The following is a 25,001-nucleotide window of genomic DNA, read 5'->3' as shown; positions in this document are numbered from 1 at the left end:
TCCTCGTACCCCAGCCAATTTAAAAAAGTCGTTCACTTGTGAACGCACCCGTTGGGGTATCGCCAAGCGGTAAGGCTCTGGTTTCTGATACCAGCATTCCGAGGTTCGAATCCTCGTACCCCAGCCACTTAGTAACAAAAAAGCTCGCTTCGGCGAGCTTTTTTGTTTTTGTCGTCCGCCACTTTCAGCGCACGGTCATACCAACGCGGCTCCCCGGCTTAGCCTGTCGCGGGCCGGGGAACCTCTTAGCTACAGCCCCAGCGCGTACTTCAGCGCCTGACGCTTTAAAATACCCGCCCGCGCCGCCGCCATCAGGCCGATATTGCGCAGCGCGCGCACCGGCGCCAGATCGTTGCTGAAGCCAACGTAAAACAGATCCATCCCCGACTGCATAATGAAATTATCGGTTCTCCGCCGCGTCTGATAGCGTTTGAGCACCGGCAGGCTGTCCCACTCCTCACCGCGATCCCGCGCGCGCGTTAAGACATCCAGCATCGCATCGACGTCGCGATAGCCGAGATTCACTCCCTGCCCCGCCAGTGGATGAATGGTGTGCGCCGCGTCGCCCACCAGCGCCAGCCCCGGCTGCACGTACTGCAGCGCGTGGCGGCGGGTCAGCGGAAACGCGCCGGCGCTTAGCGGTGTCACCTCGCCGCAGCGCGACGGAAAGTGGCGCCCGATCTCCTGCTGGAGCTGCGCCATGCTCATCCCCTGCAGCTGACGAATTCGCGCGGGGGTGTCGTACCAGACCAGCGAGGCCCAGCGATCGAACAGCGGCAGAAACGCGCGCGGTCCGGAGGGCGTAAACTGCTGCCAGGTGCTGTCGCCGGGATCGTCGGCGCACTGGACGCTAATCAACATGCAGCATTGCTGGTACTGCCACGCCTGTACGCCAATCCCGGCCAGCCGACGCACCTCGGAGTTTGCGCCGTCGGCGCCAATAACCAGCTTGGCCGCGCACTCGCTGCCGTCGCTCAGGCGCAATAGCGTATGCGCAGATTCGCGCTGCAGCGCCTGCAGCGAAACGCCAACCCGCAGCGTAACCTGCTCATGCGCCTCCAGCGCCTGCCACAGAGCCCGCTGCAGCACGTTATTCTCCACCATATAGCCCAGCTCAGAGAGCGCCAGCTCCGCGGCGTCGAAGGAGACGTGGGCCGCTTCCCACTCCCAGGTCTCCAGCCGGCGATACGGATGCACGCGCATCGCGCGTATCGTCTCCCAGACGCCGAGGCTTTTTAACAGCCCGACGGAAGAAGAGCCGATCGCCGAAATGCGCACGTCCGGCGGCTGCGTCGGGTCAAAAGCCGCCGGCGCGGCCTTCTCGATGACCGTCACCGTAAAACCGTGCTGTGCCAGCCCTAGCGCCAGGGCGCCGCCGACCATTCCACCGCCAATAATGGCGACATCCGTTGCGTGAGTTGTCATGGCAATTATCCTTAAAACCTCAATCCATTCAGTTTACCGGATTTTCAGGCACCCTGCGGTGATTACGCTCGCGCTGGTCAGGGCACCCCCAAAGCATTACAATGTGCCCCCTGCAATCCTGGCTATACTCGTCGTTTTTCAAATTGCAGGTGCCCTGGCTGCACCCGCTCGCCCCAGTCGCATAGCGACCTATGATGCTGGGATCTCCCGGGCCTGCCGCCTGCAATTCGAAATTCATAGAGCGTCTGTACCCGTCATTTTGGATATCTATAATTGAGCATGAGCATGTCGATGACAAAAAAACTCCATATTAAAACCTGGGGCTGTCAGATGAACGAATACGATTCATCAAAGATGGCCGATCTGCTGGATGCCACGCACGGGTATCAGCTCACTGAAATCGCGGAAGAAGCGGACGTCCTGCTGCTCAATACCTGCTCAATTCGCGAGAAGGCCCAGGAAAAAGTCTTCCACCAGCTGGGCCGCTGGAAATTACTGAAAGAAAAAAATCCCAACCTGATTATCGGCGTCGGCGGCTGCGTCGCCTCGCAGGAGGGCAAGCTCATCCGTCAGCGCGCCCACTATGTCGATATTATTTTTGGCCCGCAGACGCTCCATCGCCTGCCGGAAATGATTAACTCGGTGCGCGGCAACCGCCGGCCGGTGGTTGACGTCAGCTTCCCGGAGATCGAAAAGTTTGACCGCCTGCCGGAACCCCGCGCCGACGGGCCAACCGCGTTCGTCTCGATTATGGAAGGCTGCAACAAATACTGTACCTACTGCGTGGTGCCCTATACTCGCGGTGAAGAGGTCAGCCGTCCTTCTGACGATATCCTGTTCGAGATTGCCCAGCTGGCGGCTCAGGGCGTCCGCGAGGTCAACCTGCTGGGGCAGAACGTTAACGCCTGGCGCGGCGAAAACTACGACGGCACCACCGGCAGCTTTGCCGATCTGCTGCGTCTGGTCGCGGCGATCGACGGGATCGACCGCATTCGCTTCACCACCAGCCACCCGATTGAATTTACCGATGACATTATTGACGTCTATCGCGACACCCCGGAGCTGGTAAGCTTCCTGCATCTGCCGGTACAGAGCGGCTCTGACCGCGTGCTGAACCTGATGGGGCGCACCCACACGGCGCTGGAATATAAAGGCATCGTGCGCAAGCTGTACGAAGCGCGGCCAAATATCCAGATAAGCTCCGACTTTATCGTCGGCTTCCCCGGTGAAACCAACGACGATTTCGAGAAGACCATGAAGCTGATTGCCGACGTGAATCTCGACGTCAGCTACAGCTTTGTCTTCTCCGCGCGCCCGGGCACGCCGGCGGCGGATATGGTCGACGACGTCCCGGAAAAAGATAAGAAACAGCGCCTCTATATTCTGCAGGAGCGTATTAACCAGCAGGCGATGGCCTGGAGCCGCCGGATGCTCGGCACCACCCAGCGTATTCTGGTCGAAGGCACCTCCCGCAAGAGCATTATGGAGCTCACCGGGCGCACCGAAAATAACCGGGTCGTCAACTTCGAAGGGACGCCGGATATGGTCGGCAAGTTTGTCGACGTCGAGATCGTCGACGTCTACACCAACTCGCTGCGCGGAAAAATCGTGCGTACCGAAGAGGAGATGGGCCTGCGCATTGTGGAATCACCGCAATCCGTTATCGCGCGGACCCGCAAAGAAAACGATTCGGGCGCCACGCTTTATCAGCCTTAATCCGTTCAGGCCTGCCGGCTCCGGCAGGCCTTGTATTTCCTCTGCCGGACCCAATATTCATAGCAATGCTTGCGCCATATTCCCGTGACGTGAATAATTTCCTTACCCGCCGGGGTATCGCCTGCAAGATGGCGGCTATACCCGTTTATCTCCCGGCAAAACGCAGATAAGAGGAACAGCTTGAACACAGAAACTCGCGAAATCACCCTGGAACCAGCGGACAACGCACGCCTGCTTGGGCTGTGCGGCCCGTTTGACGACAACATCAAACAGCTTGAGCGCCGGTTGGGCATCGAAATCAACCGCCGTGACAATCACTTTAAGCTGACCGGACGCCCAATATGCGTTAACGCGGCGGCGGATATTCTGCGCAGCCTGTACGTCGATACCGCCCCCATGCGCGGGCAGATTAACGATATCGAACCTGAGCAGATTCACCTTGCCATCAAAGAGGCCCGCGTGCTCGAGCAGAGCGCCGAGAGCGTCCCGGAGTACGGCAAGGCCATTAATATCAAGACCAAGCGCGGCGTGATTAAGCCTCGCACGCCAAACCAGGCGCAGTACGTCGCCAACATCCTCGACCACGATATCACCTTCGGGGTCGGCCCTGCCGGCACCGGGAAAACCTATCTGGCGGTTGCCGCCGCGGTCGATGCCCTGGAGCGTCAGGACGTGCGCCGTATTCTGCTGACCCGCCCCGCCGTTGAGGCCGGTGAGAAGCTGGGCTTCCTGCCGGGGGATCTGAGCCAGAAGGTCGATCCCTACCTGCGCCCGCTGTACGACGCGCTGTTCGAAATGATGGGTTTTGAGAAAGTTGAGAAGCTGATCGAGCGCAACGTGATTGAAGTCGCGCCGCTGGCCTATATGCGCGGCCGAACGCTGAACGACGCCTTTATCATTCTCGATGAGAGCCAGAACACCACCATCGAGCAGATGAAGATGTTCCTGACCCGTATCGGTTTTAACTCTAAAGCGGTGATAACCGGCGACGTCACCCAGATTGACCTGCCGCGCAGCACCAAATCTGGCCTGCGTCACGCTATCGAAGTGCTGGCGGAAGTCGATGAAATCAGCTTCAACTTCTTCAATAGCGAAGACGTCGTGCGCCACCCGGTGGTGGCCCGCATCGTTAACGCCTATGAGGCGTGGGAAGAGGCGGATCAAAAACGTAAAGCAGAACTGGCCGCCGAGCGCAAACGCGAAGCCCAGGAACAGGAGCAAAAATGAGTCAGGTTATTCTCGATTTACAGCTGGCTTGCGAAGAGAACGGCGGGTTGCCGGATGAAGCGCAGTTTCAGCGCTGGCTGGATGCCGTGATCCCTCAGTTCCAGGAAGAGTCGGAAGTAACCGTTCGCCTGGTAGACGAAGCCGAGAGCCACGAGCTAAATCTGACCTATCGCGGCAAGGATAAGCCGACTAACGTGCTGTCATTCCCCTTCGAAGCCCCGCCGGGCATCGAGCTGCCGCTGCTCGGTGATTTGATCATCTGCCGCCAGGTGGTTGAGCAGGAAGCGAAAGAGCAGGAAAAACCGCTGGAAGCGCACTGGGCGCATATGGTTATTCACGGCAGCCTGCACCTGCTGGGCTATGACCACATCGTTGATGAAGAAGCGGAAGAGATGGAAAGCCTCGAAACAGAGATAATGCTTGCTCTGGGCTATGAGGATCCGTACATTGCCGAGAAGGAATAACCTGCCGCCGGCTTTGCCGGCGACTGGCCGCTATGCCGGGCGCTGAGTACACGCGCGACGGGCGACGATTTAACTAACATGAGAACCCACACGACGCCATGAGCGACGACAACTCACACAGTAGTGACACAGTAAACAGCAAAAAGGGATTCTTCTCCCTGTTACTCAGCCAGCTCTTTCACGGAGAACCCAAAAACCGTGATGAACTGCTGGCGCTGATCCGTGATTCCGGGCAAAACGACCTTATCGACGAAGATACGCGCGATATGCTCGAAGGGGTAATGGATATCGCCGACCAGCGCGTCCGCGACATTATGATCCCCCGCTCGCAGATGATTACCCTGAAACGCAACCAGACCCTGGACGAGTGCCTCGATGTCATCATCGAATCCGCCCACTCGCGTTTCCCGGTGATCAGCGAAGACAAAGATCACATCGAAGGGATTCTGATGGCCAAAGATCTGCTGCCGTTTATGCGCAGCAATTCCGAAGCCTTCAGCATGGAACAAGTGTTACGCCCGGCGGTTGTCGTGCCTGAAAGCAAGCGGGTTGACCGCATGCTGAAAGAGTTCCGCTCCCAGCGTTATCATATGGCTATCGTTATCGATGAGTTTGGCGGCGTCTCCGGTCTGGTGACCATTGAAGACATCCTTGAGCTTATCGTCGGTGAAATCGAAGACGAATACGATGAAGAAGAAGATATCGATTTTCGTCAGCTGAGCCGCCACACCTGGACGGTCCGCGCGCTGGCCTCGATTGAAGACTTCAACGAAGCCTACGGCACCCACTTCAGCGATGAAGAAGTTGATACCATTGGCGGACTGGTGATGCAGGCCTTTGGCCATCTGCCGGCTCGCGGCGAGTCTATCGACATTGATGGTTACCAATTCAAGGTCGCAATGGCTGATAGCCGACGTATTATCCAGGTACATGTCAAACTTCCTGACGACGCACCGCAGCCGAAGCTGGAAGACTAATCACACGGGACGATTAACCTAAATGGTATTTGCCTCTCTTCTCGAACGCCAGCGCGTACGTCTGCTGCTGGCGCTATTATTCGGAGCCAGCGGAACGCTGGCTTTTTCTCCTTATGACATCTGGCCCGCGGCGATTATTTCGCTCATCGGCCTGCAGGGCTTAACCCTTAACCGTCGTCCTTTGCAGAGCGCCTGGATTGGTTTCTTCTGGGGCATGGGGCTGTTCGGCTCGGGGATTAACTGGGTTTACGTCAGCATCGCGCAGTTTGGCGGCATGCCTGGCCCGGTCAACGTATTCCTCGTGGTGCTGCTGGCAGCGTATATGTCGCTGTACACCGGCCTGTTCGCCGGCCTGCTCTCACGCCTGTGGCCTAAAACCAGCTGGCTGCGCGTCGCCATCGCCGCGCCGGTAGTCTGGCAAATCACCGAGTTTCTGCGCGGTTGGGTGCTGACCGGCTTCCCGTGGCTGCAGTTCGGCTACAGCCAGATTGACGGCCCGCTGAAGGGCTTAGCCCCGATCGCGGGCGTCGAGGCGATTAACTTCCTGCTGATGGTCGTCAGCGGTCTGCTGGTGCTGGCCGCCGTCGAGCGTCGCTGGAAACCGCTGATTATCGCCGCGGTGCTCTTCGCCCTGCCCTTCCCGCTGCGCTACATTCAGTGGTATCAGCTGCTGCCCGAGCGCGCGACCGAAGTGTCGCTGGTGCAGGGGGATATTCCGCAGGCCCTGAAGTGGGATGAAAAGCAGCTGTTCAACACGCTGAAGACCTATATGGATCTGACCCAGCCGCATATGGGCTCATCCCAGCTGATTATCTGGCCTGAATCCGCCATTCCGGATCTGGAGATCAATCAGCAGAATTTCCTCACCATGATGGATGACCTGCTGCGGTCGAAAAACAGTTCGCTGGTCACCGGCATCGTCGATGCCCGACTGAACAAGCAGAACCGATACGACACCTACAACACCATCATTACGCTGGGCAAGGATAACCCTTACAGCTACGACTCCACGGATCGCTATAACAAGAACCATCTGGTTCCATTTGGCGAGTTTGTGCCGCTGGAATCGATTCTGCGTCCGCTGGCACCGTTCTTCGATCTGCCGATGTCCTCCTTCAGCCGCGGCCCGTACGTTCAGCCGCAGCTGGTGGCGCATAACCTGAAGCTAACGGCCGCTATCTGCTACGAAATCATCCTCGGCGAGCAGGTGCGCGATAATTTCCGCCCGGATACCGACTTCCTGCTGACCATCTCTAACGACGCCTGGTTTGGCAAGTCCATAGGCCCGTGGCAGCACTTCCAGATGGCGCGCATGCGCGCGCTGGAGCTGGCGCGTCCGCTGCTGCGCAGCACCAATAACGGCATTACCGCCGTCATTGGCCCGCGGGGTGAAATTCAGGACATGATCCCGCAGTTCACCCGCGCCGTGCTCACCACTAAGGTCACTCCGACGACGGGCCTGACGCCGTACGCCCGCACCGGCAACTGGCCGCTGTGGGCGCTGACCGCGCTGTTTGGCTTTGGCGCCCTGCTGATGAGCCTGCGTCAGCGCCGCCGCTAATCCCTGCTTAGCGAATACTCTCCGCCCGCCCCGGTGATGCCCGTCACCGGGGAATTCTCCCTTCCCGCCCAATCTGGCACGCCCATTGCTTAATATACCTACGTCGCGCCGCTATGGCTGCTGGTACAACCGGGTTGCACCACAGGCAGACCAGCTGCGCGCTATTTTGGTGCAATGAACGATTTTTGCCTTTAAATGGTGCGGAGCACTTCGCAAAAATAAACAATATCACAGCAAAATCTTTACATTAAGCCAAACTAAATGCTAACAAACACATACAAACGCTGCACTTAAAGGCGGCAGCGATAATAAAGCTCACACACAATCACAATGGGCATCAATGGCGTCCCTGGCGCTGCGGATAAGGAGTTGGATATGCAATTACGTAAACTGGCCACAGCAATGCTGGTCATGGGTATGACCGCCGGCCTGGCGCACGCGGAAGATGCCGCACCGGCTACAGGCCAGAGCACTCTGGATAAAATTGCCAAAAACGGCGTAATCGTGGTTGGCCATCGTGAATCATCCGTACCGTTCTCCTACTACGATAACCAGCAGCAGGTCGTCGGCTACTCGCAGGATTACTCCAACGCCATCGTCGATGCTATCAAGAAGAAGCTGAACAAACCTGACCTGCAGGTAAAACTGATTCCTGTCACCTCGCAGAACCGTATTCCGCTGCTGCAAAACGGCACCTACGATTTCGAATGCGGCTCCACCACCAACAACCTGGAGCGGCAGAAACAGGCGGCTTTCTCTGACACCATTTTTGTTGTCGGCACCCGCCTGCTGGCTAAAAAAGGCGGCGCGATCAAAGACTTTGCTGACCTGAAAGATAAAGCCGTGGTGGTGACTTCCGGGACCACCTCAGAAATTCTGCTGCACAAGCTGAACGACGAGAAAAAAATGAATATGCGCATCATCAGCGCTAAAGATCACGGCGACTCCTTCCGTACTCTGGAAAGCGGCCGCGCGGTGGCCTTTATGATGGATGACGCGCTGCTGGCCGGCGAACGTGCCAAGGCTAAGAAGCCGGACAACTGGGAAATCATCGGCACGCCGCAGTCCAAAGAAGCCTACGGCTGTATGCTGCGTAAAGATGACCCGCAGTTCAAAACCCTGGTAGACGACACCGTTGCCAAGGCGCAGACCTCTGGCGAAGCGGCAAAATGGTTCGACAAGTGGTTCAAAAACCCCATCCCGCCGAAGAACCTGAATATGAACTTCGAACTCTCTGAAGATATGAAGGCGCTGTTCAAATCACCGAATGACAAGGCTCTTAACTAATTAAAAGAACAAGGGGCGGGAAATCCTGCCCTCCCGATTGTTGTCACAGCACGGACAGACTATACGGTGGCTGGTCGTTCCCCAGCCGCCGCGAACACCGAAGTACGCTGGGCAAGGATCTTCGAGGGTAGCGCTGCTACCCTTTTTTTTCCAGGAGTCATTTATGTCAATAGACTGGAACTGGGGGATATTCCTGCAACAGGCCCCGTTCGGCAATACCACCTATCTGGGCTGGCTATGGAGCGGCTTTCAGGTCACCGTCGCTCTGTCGGTTACCGCATGGATCATCGCTTTTCTCGTCGGCTCGCTATTCGGTATTTTACGTACCGCCCCGAATCGACTGCTCTCCAGCATCGGCACCTGCTACGTCGAACTGTTCCGTAACGTTCCGCTGATCGTGCAGTTCTTTACCTGGTACCTGGTGGTACCGGAGCTGCTGCCGGAAAATATCGGCATGTGGTTTAAATCCGAGCTGGATCCCAATATTCAGTTCTTTATCTCCTCCATGCTCTGCCTCGGGCTGTTTACCGCCGCACGCGTGTGTGAGCAGGTACGTGCGGCGATCCAGTCGCTGCCGCGCGGGCAGAAAAACGCCGGGCTGGCAATGGGCCTCACCCTGCCGCAAACCTACCGCTACGTTCTGCTGCCCAACGCCTATCGGGTTATCGTCCCGCCGATGACGTCGGAAATGATGAACCTGGTAAAAAACTCGGCCATTGCCTCCACCATCGGGCTGGCGGACATGGCGGCGCAGGCGGGCAAGCTGCTGGACTACTCCGCCCACGCCTGGGAGTCGTTTACCGCCATTACCCTCGCCTATGTGTTCATTAACGCGGTGATTATGCTGATTATGTATGTGGTTGAGCGCAAAGTTCGCCTGCCGGGCAATTTGGGGGGCAAATAACTATGTATGATTTTGACTGGAGTTCTATCGTTCCATCCATGCCGTATCTGCTGGCGGGACTGGTTATCACCCTGAAAATCACCGTTATCGCCATCGTTATCGGTATCGTCTGGGGCACCCTGCTGGCGGTCATGCGTCTGTCGAGCTTTTTACCGCTGGCGTGGTTTGCCAAAACCTACGTCAACGTGTTCCGCTCCATCCCGCTGGTGATGGTGCTGCTGTGGTTTTATCTGATTGTGCCCGGCTTTTTACAGAACGTGCTCGGCCTGTCGCCGAAGACCGATATCCGGCTTATCTCGGCCATGATTGCGTTCTCCATGTTTGAAGCGGCGTACTATTCGGAAATTATCCGCGCCGGTATCCAGAGTATCTCCCGCGGCCAGTCCAGCGCCGCGCTGGCGCTGGGGATGACCCACTGGCAGTCGATGAAGCTGATTATCCTGCCGCAGGCCTTTCGCGCGATGGTGCCGCTGCTGTTAACCCAGGGGATCGTCCTGTTCCAGGATACCTCGCTGGTCTATGTTCTGAGCCTGGCAGATTTCTTCCGCACCGCGTCCACTATCGGCGAGCGTGACGGAACCCAGGTCGAAATGATCCTGTTCGCAGGTGCCGTTTATTTTGCAATTAGTCTCAGCGCATCGCTGTTGGTCAGCTGGTTGAAGAAAAGGACTGTGTAATGATTACCCTGAAAAACGTTTCAAAATGGTATGGTCACTTTCAGGTGCTGACCGACTGCTCCACGGAAGTGAAAAAAGGCGAAGTGGTGGTGGTTTGCGGGCCGTCCGGCTCGGGAAAATCGACGCTGATTAAAACCGTTAACGGCCTCGAGCCGATTCAACAGGGCGAGATAACCGTTGACGGCACCAGGGTGAACGATAAAAAGACCAACCTCGCGAAGCTGCGCTCCCGCGTCGGGATGGTCTTCCAGCACTTTGAGCTGTTTCCGCATCTGTCGATTATCGACAACCTGACGCTGGCGCAGGTAAAAGTGCTCAACCGCGATAAAGCCGCTTCCCGCGCCAAGGGCCTGAAGCTGCTGGAGCGCGTGGGGCTTTCCGCCCATGCGGAAAAATATCCGGCGCAGCTTTCAGGCGGCCAGCAGCAGCGCGTCGCCATCGCCCGCGCGCTGTGCATGGACCCGATTGCCATGCTGTTTGACGAACCAACGTCGGCGCTGGATCCGGAGATGATCAACGAAGTGCTCGATGTCATGGTCGAACTGGCAAACGAAGGCATGACCATGATGGTCGTCACCCACGAAATGGGCTTCGCGCGCAAGGTGGCCAACCGGGTTATCTTTATGGATGAAGGGAAGATCGTCGAAGATGCTGACAAGGAAGCATTTTTCGCCAACCCGCAGTCCGAGCGCGCCAAAGACTTCCTCGCCAAAATCCTCCACTAACGATCAGGCGCGCACGGGCTCTCGTGCGCGCTGTTTACGGCGATACTCACGTGGAATATCAAGGTTCAAACGGCCGACGCTGGAACTGATCGTGGCCGCACTTCGGGCAGAGCGGCAGCACGTCCGGGGTGTAAACCGCCAGATGGTGGTGGCACTTCTCGCACACCAGATTGCCCAGCCCGACGACCTCGCCGCTCTGGTACACGCCGTGGTGATTCAGGTCCTGAAACACCTCGCGCCACTCCAGCTGGGTTTTATCGGTAATATCGGCCAGCTCCTGCCACAGGCTCTCCTTTATAACCCGCATGAATACGCTGTCCGTTAGCTCATCATGGCTCTCTTCATAGCTGCGGGCGAACTCTTCCAGATCGCGCCTTACCGCCTTAGTCAGCGTCTCAACTTCGCGATGCGTTAACTCACCGGACTGGCTGATTCTCACCCGCGCCTGCTCCACCAGCGCGTCTATATCACGCTCTCCACTGCGTAACCGTTCGCTGAGCGTTGACACCAGCTCGCGGTAGAATTGAGCAACCTTGTTCATCATTTCGCCTCCTGTGTGGTTAACTTATTCTAATAATAGACGTTATCTGTCGGTTGCTTTGCCATTCAGGCCACAGAGTCGCTAAATATTCTGCGCCGCTTTTGCCGATGTTAATGTGCGAAAGGCTGTTTTGACGTGGGCGTTTGGGCTATGCTATGCCGATCTGAGATAACACATCCATTGGCTACATTTGTAGCTGTATTGAAAACAGGACCACTGGCTGCCATGCAAGAGCAATACCGCCCGGAAGAGATAGAATCGAAAGTCCAGCTTCACTGGGACGATAATCGTACATTTGAAGTCACTGAAGACGAGAGCAAAGAGAAGTACTACTGCCTGTCGATGCTACCTTATCCTTCTGGCCGACTACACATGGGCCACGTGCGTAACTACACCATCGGCGATGTGATTGCCCGCTACCAGCGTATGCTCGGTAAAAACGTCCTGCAGCCTATCGGCTGGGATGCGTTCGGCCTGCCTGCAGAAGGCGCGGCGGTGAAAAACAATACGGCGCCGGCGCCGTGGACCTATGACAACATCGCCTACATGAAAAACCAGCTGAAAAAGCTGGGCTTCGGCTACGACTGGAGCCGTGAAGTGGCGACCTGCACCCCGGAATACTACCGCTGGGAGCAGAAGTTCTTCACCGAACTGTATAAAAAAGGCCTGGTATACAAGAAAACCTCCGCGGTGAACTGGTGCCCTAACGACCAGACCGTGCTCGCCAACGAACAGGTTATCGACGGCTGCTGCTGGCGCTGCGATACCAAGGTTGAGCGTAAAGAGATCCCGCAGTGGTTTATCAAAATTACCGCCTACGCCGACGAGCTGCTGAGAGATCTGGATAATCTGGATCACTGGCCTGATACCGTCAAGACCATGCAGCGCAACTGGATCGGCCGTTCTGAAGGGGTCGAAATCTCCTTCAACGTCAACGACTACGCCGACAAGCTGACCGTCTACACCACGCGTCCTGATACCTTTATGGGCTGCTCCTACCTGGCCGTAGCCGCGGGTCACCCGTTGGCGCAGCAGGCGGCGGCCAATAACCCGGCGCTGGCTGCATTTATCGACGAATGCCGCAACACCAAAGTCGCAGAAGCTGAAATGGCGACGATGGAGAAAAAAGGCGTCGACACCGGCTTTAAAGCCATCCATCCGCTGACCGGCGAAGCTATTCCGGTATGGGCGGCCAACTTCGTGCTGATGGAGTACGGTACCGGCGCGGTGATGGCGGTTCCAGGCCACGACCAGCGCGACTATGAGTTTGCCACAAAATATGGCCTCAACATCAAGCAGGTTATCCTCGCGGCAGACGGCTCTGAGCCCGATCTCTCCGAGCAGGCGCTGACGGAAAAAGGCGTGCTGTTCAACTCCGGCGAATTCAGCGGGCTGAGCTTTGAAGCGGGCTTCAACGCCATCGCCGACAAGCTGGCGGCGATGGGCGTCGGCGAGCGTAAGGTAAACTACCGTCTGCGCGACTGGGGCGTATCCCGTCAGCGCTACTGGGGCGCACCGATCCCGATGGTCACCCTGGAAGACGGCACGGTCATGCCGACGCCGGAAGATCAGCTGCCGGTTATCCTGCCTGAAGACGTGGTCATGGACGGCATCACCAGCCCGATTAAGGCCGACCCTGAGTGGGCTAAAACCACCGTCAACGGCCAGCCTGCGCTGCGTGAAACCGACACCTTTGATACCTTTATGGAATCCTCCTGGTACTACGCGCGCTACACCTGCCCGCAGTACGACCAGGGCATGCTGGATCCGGAAGCGGCGAACTACTGGCTGCCGGTTGATATCTATATCGGCGGCATCGAACACGCGATCATGCACCTGCTGTACTTCCGCTTCTTCCACAAGCTGATGCGCGACGCGGGCATGGTTAACTCTGACGAGCCGGCTAAGCAGCTGCTGTGTCAGGGGATGGTTCTGGCGGACGCGTTCTACTACGTCGGCGAAAACGGCGAGCGTAACTGGGTCTCCCCGGTTGATGCCACCGTCGAGCGCGACGAGAAAGGCCGTATCGTTAAAGCCTTCGATCCGCAGGGCCGCGAGCTGGTGTATACCGGCATGAGCAAAATGTCCAAGTCGAAGAACAACGGCATCGACCCGCAGGTGATGGTTGAGCGCTACGGCGCGGATACCGTGCGTCTGTTCATGATGTTCGCCTCTCCGGCAGATATGACTCTCGAATGGCAGGAGTCCGGCGTTGAAGGGGCAAACCGCTTCCTGAAGCGCGTCTGGAAGCTGGTCTACGAGCACACGACTCAGGGCCCGGCCATTGCCCTCGACGCTGCCAGCCTGAGCGAAGATCAGCAGGCGCTGCGCCGCGACGTGCACAAAACCATCGCGAAAGTGACCGATGATATCGGCCGCCGTCAGACCTTCAACACCGCGATCGCGGCGATCATGGAGCTGATGAACAAGCTGGCGAAAGCTCCGCAGGAAGGCGAGCAGGATCGCGCGCTGATGCGTGAAGCGCTGCTGGCGGTCGTGCGTATGCTCAACCCGTTCACTCCGCACGCGAGCTTCACCTTATGGCAGGAGCTGGGCGGCGAAGGCGATATCGACAGCGCACCGTGGCCGGTCGCCGACGAGAGCGCCATGGTTGAAAATACTACCCTGGTTGTCGTCCAGGTTAATGGTAAGGTTCGTGGTAAAATTACCGTACCGGTCGATGCCACCGAAGATCAGGTCCGTGCCCGCGCGGGTCAGGAACACCTGGTCGCGAAGTATCTCGACGGCGTCACCGTACGTAAAGTGATCTACGTTCCGGGCAAACTGCTCAATCTGGTCGTTGGCTAAGCGCAGGAGGAAGCGTGCGATATCTGGCAACATTGTTGTTATCTCTGGCGGTGTTAATCACCGCCGGATGCGGCTGGCACCTGCGCAGTACTACCCAGGTCCCAACCGCCATGAAAACCATGATCTTCCAGTCGGGCGATCCGAACGGGCCGCTGAGCCGTTCGGTGCGTAACCAGCTGCGCCTGAACGGGGTTGAACTGATCGATGGCAGCACGCTGCGTAAGGATGTTCCTTCTCTGCGTCTGGAATCATCGTCTATTCAGAAAGATACGGCCTCCATTTTCCAGGACGGACGTACCGCTGAGTACCAGATGGTGATGACGGTTCACGCCAGCGTGCTGATCCCGGGTCATGATATCTATCCGATCACGACGAAAGTCTACCGCTCGTTCTTCGATAACCCGCAGGCGGCGTTAGCGAAAGATGCCGAGCAGGATATGATTATCCAGGAGATGTACGACAAAGCGGCAGAGCAGCTGATTCGTAAGCTGCCAAGCGTTCACGTTGCGGATGTCGAAGCCACCAAAGGCGAGGAGAAGCCGGTCACTACGACCCCCGCTTCCTCCACCTCCGGTGGTCGCGTCTCCACCACGCTGGGTAACTGATGATTCGGTTGTACCCGGAACAGCTCCGCGCGCAGCTCAATGAAGGGCTGCGCGCGGCCTATTTACTGCTGGGTAGCGATCCTCTGCTGCTGCAGGAAAGTCAGGATGCAATTCGCGAAGCCGCTGCCGTTCAGGGCTTTATCGAACACCATACCGCGACGATTGATGCCAGCACCGACTGGCACGCTCTCTTCTCGCTGAGTCAGGCAATGAGCCTGTTCTCCAGCCGCCAAACGCTGCTCCTGATCCTGCCTGAAAATGGCCCCAATGCGGCCATTAACGAACAGCTGGCAACCCTTATCGGCATGCTGCATGACGATTTGCTGCTGATTGTGCGCGGCAATAAGTTGACCAAAGCGCAGGAGAATGCCGCGTGGGTCACCGCGCTCGCCAGCCGCGCGGTGCAGGTAAGCTGTCAGACGCCGGAATATGCCCAGCTGCCGCGCTGGCTCGCCGCGCGTGCTAAGCAAAACAACCTGCAGCTTGACGACGCGGCCAGCCAGCTGCTGTGCTACTGCTACGAAGGCAACCTGCTGGCGCTGTCGCAGGCGCTGGAGCGGCTCTCCCTGCTGTGGCCGGACGGCAAGCTCACGCTGCCGCGCGTAGAGCAGGCGGTTAACGATGCCGCCCACTTTACGCCGTATCACTGGGTCGATGCGCTGCTGGCGGGCAAAAGCAAGCGCGTACTACATATTCTGCAGCAGCTGCGCCTCGAGGGGAGCGAACCCGCAATCCTTCTACGCACGCTGCAGCGAGAGCTGCTGCTGCTGGTGAACCTGAAGCGCCAGTCGGCCCATACGCCGCTGCGCTCGCTGTTCGATAAGCATCGCGTGTGGCAAAACCGCCGGCCGCTGTTAACCGACGCGCTCACCCGCCTCGGCAGCGATCAGTTGCGTCAGGCCGTTACCCTGCTTACCCGAGCGGAGCTCACCTTCAAGCAGGACTACGGAACCAGCATCTGGCCCGAATTAGAGAGCCTTTCTTTACTGCTCTGCCACAAAGCGCTGGCGGACGTGTTTATCGATGGTTGATATGACTCAGCTTCAGGCAATGTACGGCGGCACCTTCGATCCGGTGCATTACGGTCACCTCAAACCGGTCGAAATTCTGGCGAATCAGATAGGCCTGGGAAAAGTGATTATCGTTCCTAACAACGTGCCGCCGCATCGTCCCCAGCCTGAGGCAACCAGCGCCCAGCGCTGGCATATGCTGGAACTGGCTATCGCGGATAAGCCGCTGTTCGTGCTCGACGATCGCGAGCTGCAGCGCCAGACGCCGTCCTGGTCGGCGCAAACGCTACAGGAGTGGCGCCGGGAACAGGGGCCAAAGCCATCGCTCTCATTTATCATCGGCCAGGACTCTTTGCTCACCTTCCCCACCTGGCACAACTACGCCAGCATTCTGGATAACGTGCACCTGATCGTCTGCCGACGTCCGGGCTATCCGCTGGTGATGCCGCGCCCGGAGGACCAGCAGTGGCTCGATAAGCATTTAACCCACGATGTCGAGCAGCTGCACCGCCGCCCCGCCGGGGCTATCTATCTGGCTGAAACGCCGTGGTTTGATATTTCGGCCACCCTCATTCGCCAGCGCCTTGAACGCGGCGAATCCTGTGCCGATATGCTGCCGGCGACCGTCCTGGACTACATTCATCAGCAAAAGCTTTATGGCTAACCCTCGGCGCTGCCGGGTAATTTAGCGTCTCCCCTTTCGGCTCAGTGAGGATAATCATGAGATTATGGTTAGTTCGTCATGGCGAAACCCAGGCTAACGCAGCCGGTCTGTACAGCGGACGCGCGCCCACTCCCCTCACCGAACGCGGCGAAGCTCAGGCCCTCCGGCTTGGTCAGCGGCTGCAGGCGGTGGCGTTTGACCGCGTTCTTTGCAGCGAGCTCGAGCGCACCCAGCGTACCGCCGACCTGCTGCTGGGCGAGCGGGCGCTCCCCCGCGAGCTTATCCCCGACCTCAATGAGATGTTCTTCGGCGACTGGGAAATGCGCCACCATCGGGATTTGCAGCATGAAGATGCGGAAAACTATGCCGCCTGGTGCGCGGACTGGCAGCACGCGGCACCCACCAACGGCGAAAGTTTTCAGAATTTTGCCCGACGAGTAGCGGCATTTAGCGAGGCGCTGGCGCAGTATCAGCATCTTGACCATCTGCTCATCGTCGGCCATCAGGGAGCGCTTAGCCTGTTAACCGCCCTGCTGCTGGAGATGCCGGCGGCGGCGATGTGGCGTTTCCCCATCGAACACGGCGCGTGGAGCATGCTCGATCTGCGCGCAGATTTCGCCACGCTGCGGGTACTAAATAGCCGGGCCGTCTGGCGGGCAGAAGAAGAATTCAGTCCAGACCATTGACAGGTCGGAGCAGGCTGCTATTCTCCGCAGCCTGAAGGTATCCGCCATACAGATGTTTTACAAAAATGGCGATGCAATCAACGGCGATGGATGGGATGATAGCCGCCTCCAACGCCGGTTAGCAGACATTTATCCCGACTTTTTTATGAGTTCAGGTATACTGCCAGGCTGTTTATTATTTTCACTCTTCACTCACCCAGGGGGAACTCTTGCAGGGTAAAGCACTCCAGGATTTTGTTATCGACAAAATTGATGACCTGAAAGGTCAGGACATCGTAGCCATTGACGTTCATGGCAAATCCAGCATTACAGATTGCATGATTATTTGCACCGGCACGTCTACGCGCCACGTAATGTCCATCGCCGACCACGTGGTACAAGAGTCTCGCGCCGCCGGCATGCTGCCGCTGGGCGTAGAAGGTGAAAGCGCCGCCGACTGGATTGTTGTCGATCTTGGCGACGTCATGGTTCACGTCATGCAGGAAGAGAGCCGTCGTCTTTACGAGCTGGAAAAACTCTGGAGTTAATGCGTGAAGCTGCAGCTGGTGGCCGTTGGCACCAAAATGCCGGACTGGGTTCAGACCGGCTTTAGTGAATATCTGCGTCGTTTTCCAAAAGATATGCCGTTCGAGCTGTTGGAAATCCCCGCCGGTAAGCGCGGTAAAAATGCCGATATCAAGCGTATCCTCGAAAAAGAGGGGGAGATGATGCTGGCAGCCGCGGGTAAAAACCGCATCGTGACCCTGGATATTCCGGGGAAACCCTGGGATACGCCGCAGGTGGCGCGTGAGCTGGAGCGCTGGAAGCAAGATGGCCGCGACGTCAGCCTGCTGATCGGCGGCCCGGAGGGGCTTTCTCCGGCGTGTAAAGCCGCGGCGGAACAGAGCTGGTCGCTCTCCACCCTGACCCTGCCTCACCCGCTGGTACGCGTACTGGTTGCGGAGAGCCTGTATCGGGCGTGGAGTATTACAACCAACCACCCTTACCACCGTGAATAATGATGACCAGGGTAGACTAAGCAGCGAATGAAATTACAGAATTCTTTCCGCGACTATACGGCTGAATCCTCGCTGTTTGTGCGCCGGGCGCTGGTCGCTTTTTTGGGGATTTTGCTGCTTACCGGCATACTGGTTGCCAATCTTTATAACGTGCAGATAGTCCGTTACACGGACTACCAGACGCGCTCGAACGAAAACCGCATCAAGCTGGTTCCCATCCCGCCAAGCCGCGGCATTATCTATGACCGTAACGGCACGCCGCTGGCGCTGAACCGCACCATCTATCAGCTGGAAATGATGCCGGAGAAGGTCGATAACGTGCAGCAGACGCTGGACGCGCTGCGTGACGTCATTGATCTCACCGATGATGACATTGCCGGTTTTAAAAAGGAGCGCTCGCGTTCCCACCGCTTCACCTCTATTCCGGTCAAAGTTAACCTGACCGAAGTGCAGGTTGCCCGCTTCGCGGTCAATCAGTACCGCTTTCCCGGCGTCGAAGTGAAAGGCTATAAGCGCCGCTACTATCCCTACAACTCCGCCCTCACCCACGTTATCGGCTATGTCTCAAAAATTAACGATAAAGACGTCGATCGCCTGGATAAAGAAGGCAAGCTGGCTAACTACGCTTCAACCCACGATATCGGCAAGCTGGGTATCGAACGCTACTATGAAGACGTCCTGCACGGGCAGACCGGCTACGAGGAGGTCGAGGTCAACAACCGCGGCCGCGTCATTCGTCAGCTCAAAGAGGTGCCGCCGCAAGCCGGGCGCGATATCTATTTAACCCTCGATCTCAAGCTGCAGCAGTATATTGAAACGCTGCTGGCCGGCAGCCGCGCCGCGGTGGTGGTTACCGACCCGCGCACCGGCAGCGTTCTGGCGCTGGTTTCCACCCCGAGCTACGATCCAAACCTGTTCGTCGACGGGATCTCCAGCAAGGACTACTCCGGGCTGCTCAACGATCCGAATACGCCGCTGGTCAACCGCGCCACGCAGGGGGTCTATCCGCCGGCCTCGACGGTGAAACCTTACGTTGCCGTCTCGGCGCTGAGCGCCAACGTCATCACCCGCAATACCAGCCTGTTCGATCCCGGCTGGTGGCAGCTGCCCGGTTCAGATAAACGCTATCGCGACTGGAAAAAATGGGGCCACGGTCACCTGAACGTGACCAAAGCGCTGGAAGAGTCTGCGGATACCTATTTCTATCAGGTTGCCTATGATATGGGCATCGACCGCCTGTCGGAATGGATGAATAAATTCGGCTATGGCCACTATACCGGCATCGATCTGTCGGAAGAGCGCTCCGGGAATATGCCCACCCGTGAATGGAAGCTGAAGCGCTTTAAAAAGCCCTGGTATCAGGGGGACACCATTCCGGTCGGTATCGGCCAGGGCTACTGGACCGCAACGCCGATTCAGATGAACAAGGCGCTGATGATCCTGATTAACGACGGCGTAGTAAAAGTGCCCCATCTGCTGCAAAGCACCGTCGAAGACGGCAAGCAGGTACCCTGGGTTCAGCCGCACGAGCCGCCGGTGGGCTATATTCACTCCGGCTTCTGGGAGATAGCCAAAGACGGAATGTTCGGCGTGGCCAACCGCGGCAACGGTACCGCGCATAAGTACTTCGCCAGCGCGCCTTATAAAATCGCGGCGAAATCCGGTACGGCACAGGTATTCGGCCTGAAGGCCAATGAAACCTATAACGCGCACAGAATCGCTGAGCGCCTGCGTGACCACAAACTCATGACGGCGTTTGCTCCTTACAACAACCCCCAGGTTGCCGTGGCGATCATTCTCGAGAACGGCGGCGCAGGCCCGGCGGTCGGGACGATTATGCGCCAGATTCTCGATCACATTATGCTGGGTGATAACAATACGAATCTGCCGAGTGAAAATCCGGCGGTGACGGCGGGGGAGGATCAATAATGACCGATAATCCAAACAAAAAATCGCTGTGGGATAAAATCCATCTCGATCCCACCATGGTGCTGATACTGCTGGCGCTGCTGACCTATAGCGCGCTGGTTATCTGGAGCGCGAGCGGCCAGGATATCGGGATGATGGAACGTAAAATTGGCCAGATCGCGATGGGTATCGTGATTATGATCGTCATGGCGCAAATCCCGCCGCGCGTGTATGAAGGCTGGGCGCCCTATCTCTATATATTCTGTATTATTTTACTGGTGGCGGTGGATGCCTTCGGCGCTATCTCGAAAGGCGCCCAGCGCTGGCTGGATCTCGGCATCGTCCGTTTCCAGCCCTCGGAAATTGCTAAAATCGCCGTTCCGCTGATGGTGGCGCGCTTTATTAACCGCGACGTCTGCCCGCCCTCGCTGAAAAATACCGCCATTGCGCTGGTGCTGATTTTCCTGCCGACCCTGCTGGTTGCGGCGCAGCCTGACCTTGGGACCTCAATTCTTATCGCCCTGTCCGGCCTGTTTGTGCTGTTCCTTTCCGGGCTGAGCTGGCGCCTGATCGGCGTAGCGGTGGTGCTGGTCGCGGCGTTTATCCCGATTCTGTGGTTTTTCCTGATGCACGATTACCAGCGTCAGCGCGTTATGATGCTGCTCGATCCGGAAACTGACCCGCTGGGCGCCGGCTATCACATTATCCAGTCTAAAATTGCTATTGGCTCCGGCGGACTGCGCGGGAAAGGCTGGCTACACGGCACCCAGTCGCAGCTGGAGTTTCTGCCGGAGCGCCACACCGACTTTATCTTCGCGGTACTGGCCGAAGAGCTTGGGCTGATTGGCGTGCTGGTTCTGCTGGCGCTCTATATCCTGCTCATTATGCGCGGGCTGTGGATCGCCGCCCAGGCGCAAACCACCTTTGGCCGGGTAATGGCCGGTGGTTTAATGTTGATTTTATTCGTTTATGTCTTCGTAAATATTGGTATGGTGAGTGGTATTTTGCCAGTGGTGGGGGTACCGTTGCCGCTGGTCAGCTACGGGGGCTCAGCCCTGATCGTATTGATGGCCGGGTTTGGTATCGTAATGTCGATCCACACCCACAGAAAAATGTTGTCGAAAAGCGTTTAAGGGGTTCGCAATGCGTAAGCAATGGCTGGGGATCTGCATAGCAGCAGGGCTGCTGGCGGCATGTTCGGGTGAAGACGTTCAACAAAAAACCGTCAGCACACCGCAGCCGGCGGTTTGTAATGGCCCAAGCGTAGAAATCAGCGGCGCCGATCCGCACTATGAAGCGCCGAATCCGACGGCAAATCAGGATTACGAACGCGACGGTAAAAGCTTTAAAATCGTGCAGGATCCGTCTAATTTTACCCAGACTGGCCTGGCGGCGATTTATGATGCTGAGCCCAACAGCAACCTGACCGCATCCGGTGAGGCCTTCGATCCTACCCAGCTCACCGCCGCGCACCCTACGCTGCCGATCCCCAGCTACGCGCGTATTACCAACGTCGCTAACGGCCGCATGATCGTGGTGCGTATCAACGATCGCGGCCCGTACGGCAACGATCGCGTGATATCGCTTTCTCGCGCCTCCGCCGACCGGCTGAACACCTCGAATAATACCAAGGTGCGCATCGATCCTATTATCGTCGCGCAGGACGGCTCGCTCTCGGGTCCGGGAATGGCCTGTACCACCGTGGCGAAACAAACCTATGCCTTGCCGGCGCGTCCGGATCTGGACGGCGGTACCGGCGCCTCAACCGATCAGCCGGTGCAAACCGACGTGCGCGCCATCAGTAACTCAACGCTGAAATCCGACGATAGCGTCGGCGCGCCGGTCAACAGCAGCGGCTTCCTCGGCGCCCCGACGCCGTTGAATAACGGCGTGCTGGAGGGCAGTGAACCCGTCGCTCAGGCCGCCGCATCAACTGCGCCGGTCACCGCGCCGGGATCAATCCAGGGCAGCGTTGCGCCAGCCGCCGCTGCAACGACTGCGGTTGCGGTTGCCGCCGCTTCTACCTCAACCTCGACCAGCGCTGCTGCCAGCGGTGACTATGTGGTACAGGTTGGCGCCGTTAGCGACCAGGCCCGCGCTCAGCAGTACCAGCAGCGCCTGAGCCAGCAGTTCTCCGTTCCCGGCCGCGTAGTGCAAAACGGCGCGGTGTGGCGTATTCAGCTGGGCCCGTTCGCCAGCAAGTCACAGGCCAGCACCGTTCAGCAGCGCCTGCAGAGCGAAGCTCAGCTGCAGTCATTTATTACTCACGCCAACTAAACGCGTCGGACCGCCGTCCGCATCGCATTGGGCATGACAAAATCGTTAACAAAGTCATGCGCAATGTCGGATGCCGGTCCGCAGAGCATTTGTTATAGTAAGGCACTTTTTTAACTCCATCACGGATGCCGTTGTTCAGACCATGAAGATCTCTTTCACCGCACGTTTACTCGTTACGGCCCTCTCCGTTGCCGCGCTCTCCTCCGCAGCCCACGCCGATGACCTGAATCTTAAAACCATGATCCCAGGCGCGCCGCAGATTGACGCCGAATCCTGGGTACTTATCGATTACAATTCAGGCAAAGTGCTGGCGGAAAATAACGCCGATTCCCGCCGCGACCCGGCGAGTCTGACCAAAATGATGACCAGCTACGTCATTGGTCAGGCCATGAAAGCGGGTAAATTCAAAGAGTCCGATCTGGTCACCGTGGGCAACGACGCATGGGCAACCGGTAACCCGGTATTTAAAGGCTCCTCCCTGATGTTCCTCAAGCCAGGAATGCAGGTGCCGGTTTCTCAGCTGATTCGCGGTATCAACCTGCAGTCAGGCAACGACGCCTGCGTCGCGATGGCGGACTTCGTTGCCGGTAGCCAGGACGCTTTCGTCAGCCTGATGAACAGCTACGTCAACGCCCTTGGCCTGAAAAACAGCCACTTCCAGACCGTTCATGGCCTGGATGCCGAAGGTCAGTACAGCTCCGCGCGCGATATGGCGCTGATTGGCCAGGCGCTGATCCGCGACGTGCCGAACGAATACACCATCTACAAAGAAAAAGAGTTCACCTTTAACGGCATCCGCCAGCTCAACCGTAACGGGCTGCTGTGGGATAACAGCCTCAACGTCGACGGCATCAAAACCGGCCACACGGATAAAGCGGGCTATAACCTCGTCGCCTCGGCAACCGAAGGCCAGATGCGCCTGATCTCCGCCGTGATGGGGGGTCGCACCTATAAAGGTCGTGAATCCGAAAGCAAAAAGCTGCTGACCTGGGGCTTCCGCTTCTTTGAAACCGTCAATCCGCTGAAAGCGGGTAAAGAGTTCTCCTCCGAGCCGGCCTGGTTTGGCGATAGCGATCGCGCATCGCTGGGCGTCGATAAAGACGTGTATCTGACCATTCCGCGCGGCCGCATGAAAGATCTGAAGGCCAGCTACGTGCTGAACAATACCGAACTGCACGCACCGCTGCAGAAAAACCAGGTTGTCGGCACCATTAACTTCCAGCTGGACGGCAAAACTATCGATCAGCGCCCGCTGGTGGTGCTGCAGGAGATCCCGGAAGGTAATTTCTTCGGCAAAATGATTGATTACATTAAGTTAATGTTCCACCACTGGTTTGGTTAAAAATCGAACGCTTGAAAGTGTGATTTACATCCCCATATACTAACTATCAAAGTAACCTGATAACTCCCGCATCTTGTGGGAGTTATTATTTTTTGTCGTAACACCGGAGCTGACATGAAAACCAAACTTAACGAACTGCTTGAATTCCCTACTCCATTTACTTACAAAGTAATGGGGCAGGCGTTGCCTGAGCTGGTTGATCAGGTGGTGGAAGTGGTACAGCGCCATGCGCCTGGTGATTACTCTCCGCAGGTAAAGCCGAGCAGCAAAGGTAACTACCACTCGGTTTCTATCACCATCAACGCCACCCATATCGAGCAGGTAGAAACCCTGTACGAAGAGCTGGGTAATATTGAGATCGTCCGGATGGTGCTGTAACCCATTCTGCTACCCGGCCTCGCGCCGGGTCATCCCCTTCCCCGCTGTGATATACTCGCTGCCTTAAATCACTTCTCTGTGCGGAGACGTTGTTTTGCAGCACAATAAAATCCTCATTCGCCAACTCGGCCTGCAACCTTACGCCCCTGTCTCGCAGGCAATGCACGACTTTACCGACTCGCGCGATGAAACAACCCTCGATGAAATCTGGCTGGTTGAACATCATCCGGTCTTTACCCAGGGCCAGGCGGGAAAAGCGGAGCACGTTCTGCTGGCGGGCGATATTCCGGTCATTCAAAGCGATCGCGGCGGCCAGGTGACCTACCACGGACCGGGGCAGCAGGTGATGTACGTCCTGCTCAATCTCAAACGCCGCAAGCTTGGCGTACGCGAGCTGGTGACGCTCCTGGAGCAGACCGTGGTCAACACTCTGGCGGAGTATGCTATTGAGTCGCACCCGCGCGCCGATGCGCCCGGCGTTTACGTCGGTGAGCAAAAGATCTGCTCGCTGGGCCTGCGCATTCGCAAAGGGTGCTCGTTCCACGGCCTGGCGCTCAATATCGCGATGGACCTTTCGCCGTTCCTGCGGATTAATCCCTGCGGCTACGCCGGAATGGAGATGGCGCAAATGCGCCAGTGGCAGCCCGAAGCGGCGCCGCAAATTGTCGCACCACGGCTGGTTGCCAACCTGCTGGCGCTGCTCGACAACCCGCCGCACGAGTTCATTTCCGCAGAGTAAATTCGGGCGTCCCGGCTTCCCGGGGCGCCGTTTTTGCGCCTGGCTTTCGTTAAGCCATTCTATTTGCAATTAATTGCCACAA

The 25,001-nt window shown here is 57.5% G+C and carries 24 protein-coding genes and 1 tRNA gene; 23 read left to right on the top strand and 2 right to left on the bottom strand.

Annotated features, from left to right (window positions below; genetic code table 11):
* The first annotated feature begins 52 nt into the window (after nucleotides 1–52).
* Nucleotides 53–127 (top strand) — tRNA-Gln (locus RTE01_RS22675).
* A gap of 122 nt (nucleotides 128–249) precedes the next feature.
* On the opposite strand, the gene ubiF is transcribed toward RTE01_RS22675, so the two are convergent.
* On the bottom strand, nucleotides 250–1,425 hold the full coding sequence (gene ubiF, locus RTE01_RS22670; protein WP_134525414.1) for a 3-demethoxyubiquinol 3-hydroxylase: 1,176 nt from the start codon (nucleotides 1,423–1,425) through the stop codon (nucleotides 250–252).
* Between the two features lie 291 nt (nucleotides 1,426–1,716).
* Between ubiF and miaB the strand changes: the two genes are divergently transcribed.
* The 9 genes from miaB to RTE01_RS22620 all read left to right on the top strand — a co-directional run bounded on the left by miaB (nucleotide 1,717) and on the right by RTE01_RS22620 (nucleotide 10,963).
* Nucleotides 1,717–3,141 carry a tRNA (N6-isopentenyl adenosine(37)-C2)-methylthiotransferase MiaB gene (gene miaB / locus RTE01_RS22665; protein WP_041144595.1) on the top strand — a complete coding sequence of 475 codons (1,425 nt, stop codon included), beginning with the start codon at nucleotides 1,717–1,719 and terminating at the stop codon, nucleotides 3,139–3,141.
* A gap of 180 nt (nucleotides 3,142–3,321) precedes the next feature.
* Nucleotides 3,322–4,368 carry a PhoH family protein gene (locus RTE01_RS22655; RefSeq protein ID WP_041144594.1) on the top strand — a complete coding sequence of 349 codons (1,047 nt, stop codon included), beginning with the start codon at nucleotides 3,322–3,324 and terminating at the stop codon, nucleotides 4,366–4,368.
* A complete protein-coding gene (ybeY, locus tag RTE01_RS22650) occupies nucleotides 4,365–4,832 on the top strand; it encodes an rRNA maturation RNase YbeY (RefSeq protein WP_041144593.1) in 468 nt (155 codons plus the stop codon). The genes RTE01_RS22655 and ybeY overlap by 4 nt, the downstream gene beginning before the upstream one ends.
* A gap of 98 nt (nucleotides 4,833–4,930) precedes the next feature.
* On the top strand, nucleotides 4,931–5,809 hold the full coding sequence (corC, locus tag RTE01_RS22645; protein ID WP_041144592.1) for a CNNM family magnesium/cobalt transport protein CorC: 879 nt from the start codon (nucleotides 4,931–4,933) through the stop codon (nucleotides 5,807–5,809).
* 22 nt (nucleotides 5,810–5,831) lie between these two features.
* Entirely contained in the window at nucleotides 5,832–7,370 is a 1,539-nt protein-coding gene (gene lnt, locus RTE01_RS22640; protein ID WP_041144591.1) for an apolipoprotein N-acyltransferase, read from the top strand.
* A gap of 375 nt (nucleotides 7,371–7,745) precedes the next feature.
* Complete coding sequence (locus tag RTE01_RS22635) at nucleotides 7,746–8,657, top strand: amino acid ABC transporter substrate-binding protein (RefSeq protein ID WP_041144590.1); 912 nt, start codon at nucleotides 7,746–7,748, stop codon at nucleotides 8,655–8,657.
* A gap of 163 nt (nucleotides 8,658–8,820) precedes the next feature.
* Nucleotides 8,821–9,561, top strand: coding sequence for an amino acid ABC transporter permease (locus RTE01_RS22630; protein WP_041144589.1), 741 nt, complete (start codon nucleotides 8,821–8,823; stop codon nucleotides 9,559–9,561).
* A 2-nt stretch (nucleotides 9,562–9,563) separates the two neighbouring features.
* Entirely contained in the window at nucleotides 9,564–10,238 is a 675-nt protein-coding gene (gltK, locus tag RTE01_RS22625) for a glutamate/aspartate ABC transporter permease GltK (RefSeq protein WP_041144588.1), read from the top strand.
* The gene (locus tag RTE01_RS22620; RefSeq protein ID WP_041144587.1) at nucleotides 10,238–10,963 is read left to right on the top strand and encodes an amino acid ABC transporter ATP-binding protein; all 726 of its coding nucleotides are present in this window, start codon (nucleotides 10,238–10,240) and stop codon (nucleotides 10,961–10,963) included. The genes gltK and RTE01_RS22620 overlap by 1 nt, the downstream gene beginning before the upstream one ends.
* A gap of 58 nt (nucleotides 10,964–11,021) precedes the next feature.
* On the opposite strand, the gene RTE01_RS22615 is transcribed toward RTE01_RS22620, so the two are convergent.
* Nucleotides 11,022–11,504, bottom strand: a complete 483-nt coding sequence (locus RTE01_RS22615; protein ID WP_134528423.1) for a zinc ribbon-containing protein — start codon at nucleotides 11,502–11,504, stop codon at nucleotides 11,022–11,024.
* Between the two features lie 225 nt (nucleotides 11,505–11,729).
* On the opposite strand from RTE01_RS22615, the gene leuS reads away from it, so the two are divergent.
* The 13 genes from leuS (at nucleotide 11,730) to lipB (ending at nucleotide 24,919) form a co-directional block, all read left to right on the top strand.
* The gene (gene leuS / locus RTE01_RS22610; protein ID WP_134525413.1) at nucleotides 11,730–14,312 is read left to right on the top strand and encodes a leucine--tRNA ligase; all 2,583 of its coding nucleotides are present in this window, start codon (nucleotides 11,730–11,732) and stop codon (nucleotides 14,310–14,312) included.
* Nucleotides 14,313–14,326: 14 nt separating this feature from the next.
* Nucleotides 14,327–14,917 (top strand): LPS assembly lipoprotein LptE, encoded by a 591-nt coding sequence (gene lptE, locus RTE01_RS22605; protein ID WP_041144585.1) that lies wholly within the window; start codon nucleotides 14,327–14,329, stop codon nucleotides 14,915–14,917.
* Nucleotides 14,917–15,948 (top strand): DNA polymerase III subunit delta, encoded by a 1,032-nt coding sequence (holA, locus tag RTE01_RS22600; RefSeq protein ID WP_041144584.1) that lies wholly within the window; start codon nucleotides 14,917–14,919, stop codon nucleotides 15,946–15,948. Before lptE ends, holA begins: the two co-directional genes overlap by 1 nt.
* A complete protein-coding gene (gene nadD / locus RTE01_RS22595) occupies nucleotides 15,941–16,591 on the top strand; it encodes a nicotinate-nucleotide adenylyltransferase (RefSeq protein ID WP_167692051.1) in 651 nt (216 codons plus the stop codon). The genes holA and nadD overlap by 8 nt, the downstream gene beginning before the upstream one ends.
* A gap of 56 nt (nucleotides 16,592–16,647) precedes the next feature.
* Complete coding sequence (locus RTE01_RS22590; RefSeq protein ID WP_141335388.1) at nucleotides 16,648–17,277, top strand: adenosylcobalamin/alpha-ribazole phosphatase; 630 nt, start codon at nucleotides 16,648–16,650, stop codon at nucleotides 17,275–17,277.
* Between the two features lie 209 nt (nucleotides 17,278–17,486).
* Complete coding sequence (gene rsfS, locus RTE01_RS22585; RefSeq protein ID WP_004859547.1) at nucleotides 17,487–17,804, top strand: ribosome silencing factor; 318 nt, start codon at nucleotides 17,487–17,489, stop codon at nucleotides 17,802–17,804.
* 3 nt (nucleotides 17,805–17,807) lie between these two features.
* On the top strand, nucleotides 17,808–18,275 hold the full coding sequence (gene rlmH / locus RTE01_RS22580) for a 23S rRNA (pseudouridine(1915)-N(3))-methyltransferase RlmH (RefSeq protein ID WP_041144581.1): 468 nt from the start codon (nucleotides 17,808–17,810) through the stop codon (nucleotides 18,273–18,275).
* 27 nt (nucleotides 18,276–18,302) lie between these two features.
* Nucleotides 18,303–20,204 (top strand): peptidoglycan DD-transpeptidase MrdA, encoded by a 1,902-nt coding sequence (gene mrdA, locus RTE01_RS22575; protein ID WP_134525412.1) that lies wholly within the window; start codon nucleotides 18,303–18,305, stop codon nucleotides 20,202–20,204.
* Nucleotides 20,204–21,316, top strand: coding sequence for a peptidoglycan glycosyltransferase MrdB (mrdB, locus tag RTE01_RS22570; protein ID WP_041144579.1), 1,113 nt, complete (start codon nucleotides 20,204–20,206; stop codon nucleotides 21,314–21,316). The genes mrdA and mrdB overlap by 1 nt, the downstream gene beginning before the upstream one ends.
* Nucleotides 21,317–21,326: 10 nt before the next feature.
* On the top strand, nucleotides 21,327–22,460 hold the full coding sequence (gene rlpA, locus RTE01_RS22565) for an endolytic peptidoglycan transglycosylase RlpA (protein WP_041144578.1): 1,134 nt from the start codon (nucleotides 21,327–21,329) through the stop codon (nucleotides 22,458–22,460).
* Between the two features lie 142 nt (nucleotides 22,461–22,602).
* A complete protein-coding gene (gene dacA, locus RTE01_RS22560; RefSeq protein WP_041144577.1) occupies nucleotides 22,603–23,802 on the top strand; it encodes a D-alanyl-D-alanine carboxypeptidase DacA in 1,200 nt (399 codons plus the stop codon).
* 114 nt (nucleotides 23,803–23,916) lie between these two features.
* The gene (gene ybeD, locus RTE01_RS22555; protein ID WP_041144576.1) at nucleotides 23,917–24,180 is read left to right on the top strand and encodes a DUF493 family protein YbeD; all 264 of its coding nucleotides are present in this window, start codon (nucleotides 23,917–23,919) and stop codon (nucleotides 24,178–24,180) included.
* A gap of 94 nt (nucleotides 24,181–24,274) precedes the next feature.
* Nucleotides 24,275–24,919, top strand: coding sequence for a lipoyl(octanoyl) transferase LipB (lipB, locus tag RTE01_RS22550; RefSeq protein ID WP_041144575.1), 645 nt, complete (start codon nucleotides 24,275–24,277; stop codon nucleotides 24,917–24,919).
* Nucleotides 24,920–25,001 lie beyond the last annotated feature (82 nt).

This window comes from Klebsiella terrigena (assembly GCF_006539725.1).
Taxonomy (GTDB): Bacteria; Pseudomonadota; Gammaproteobacteria; order Enterobacterales; family Enterobacteriaceae; genus Klebsiella; species Klebsiella terrigena.
Note: the sequence above shows the minus strand (reverse complement) of the source record. Positions and strands in the feature narration are given on the sequence as shown.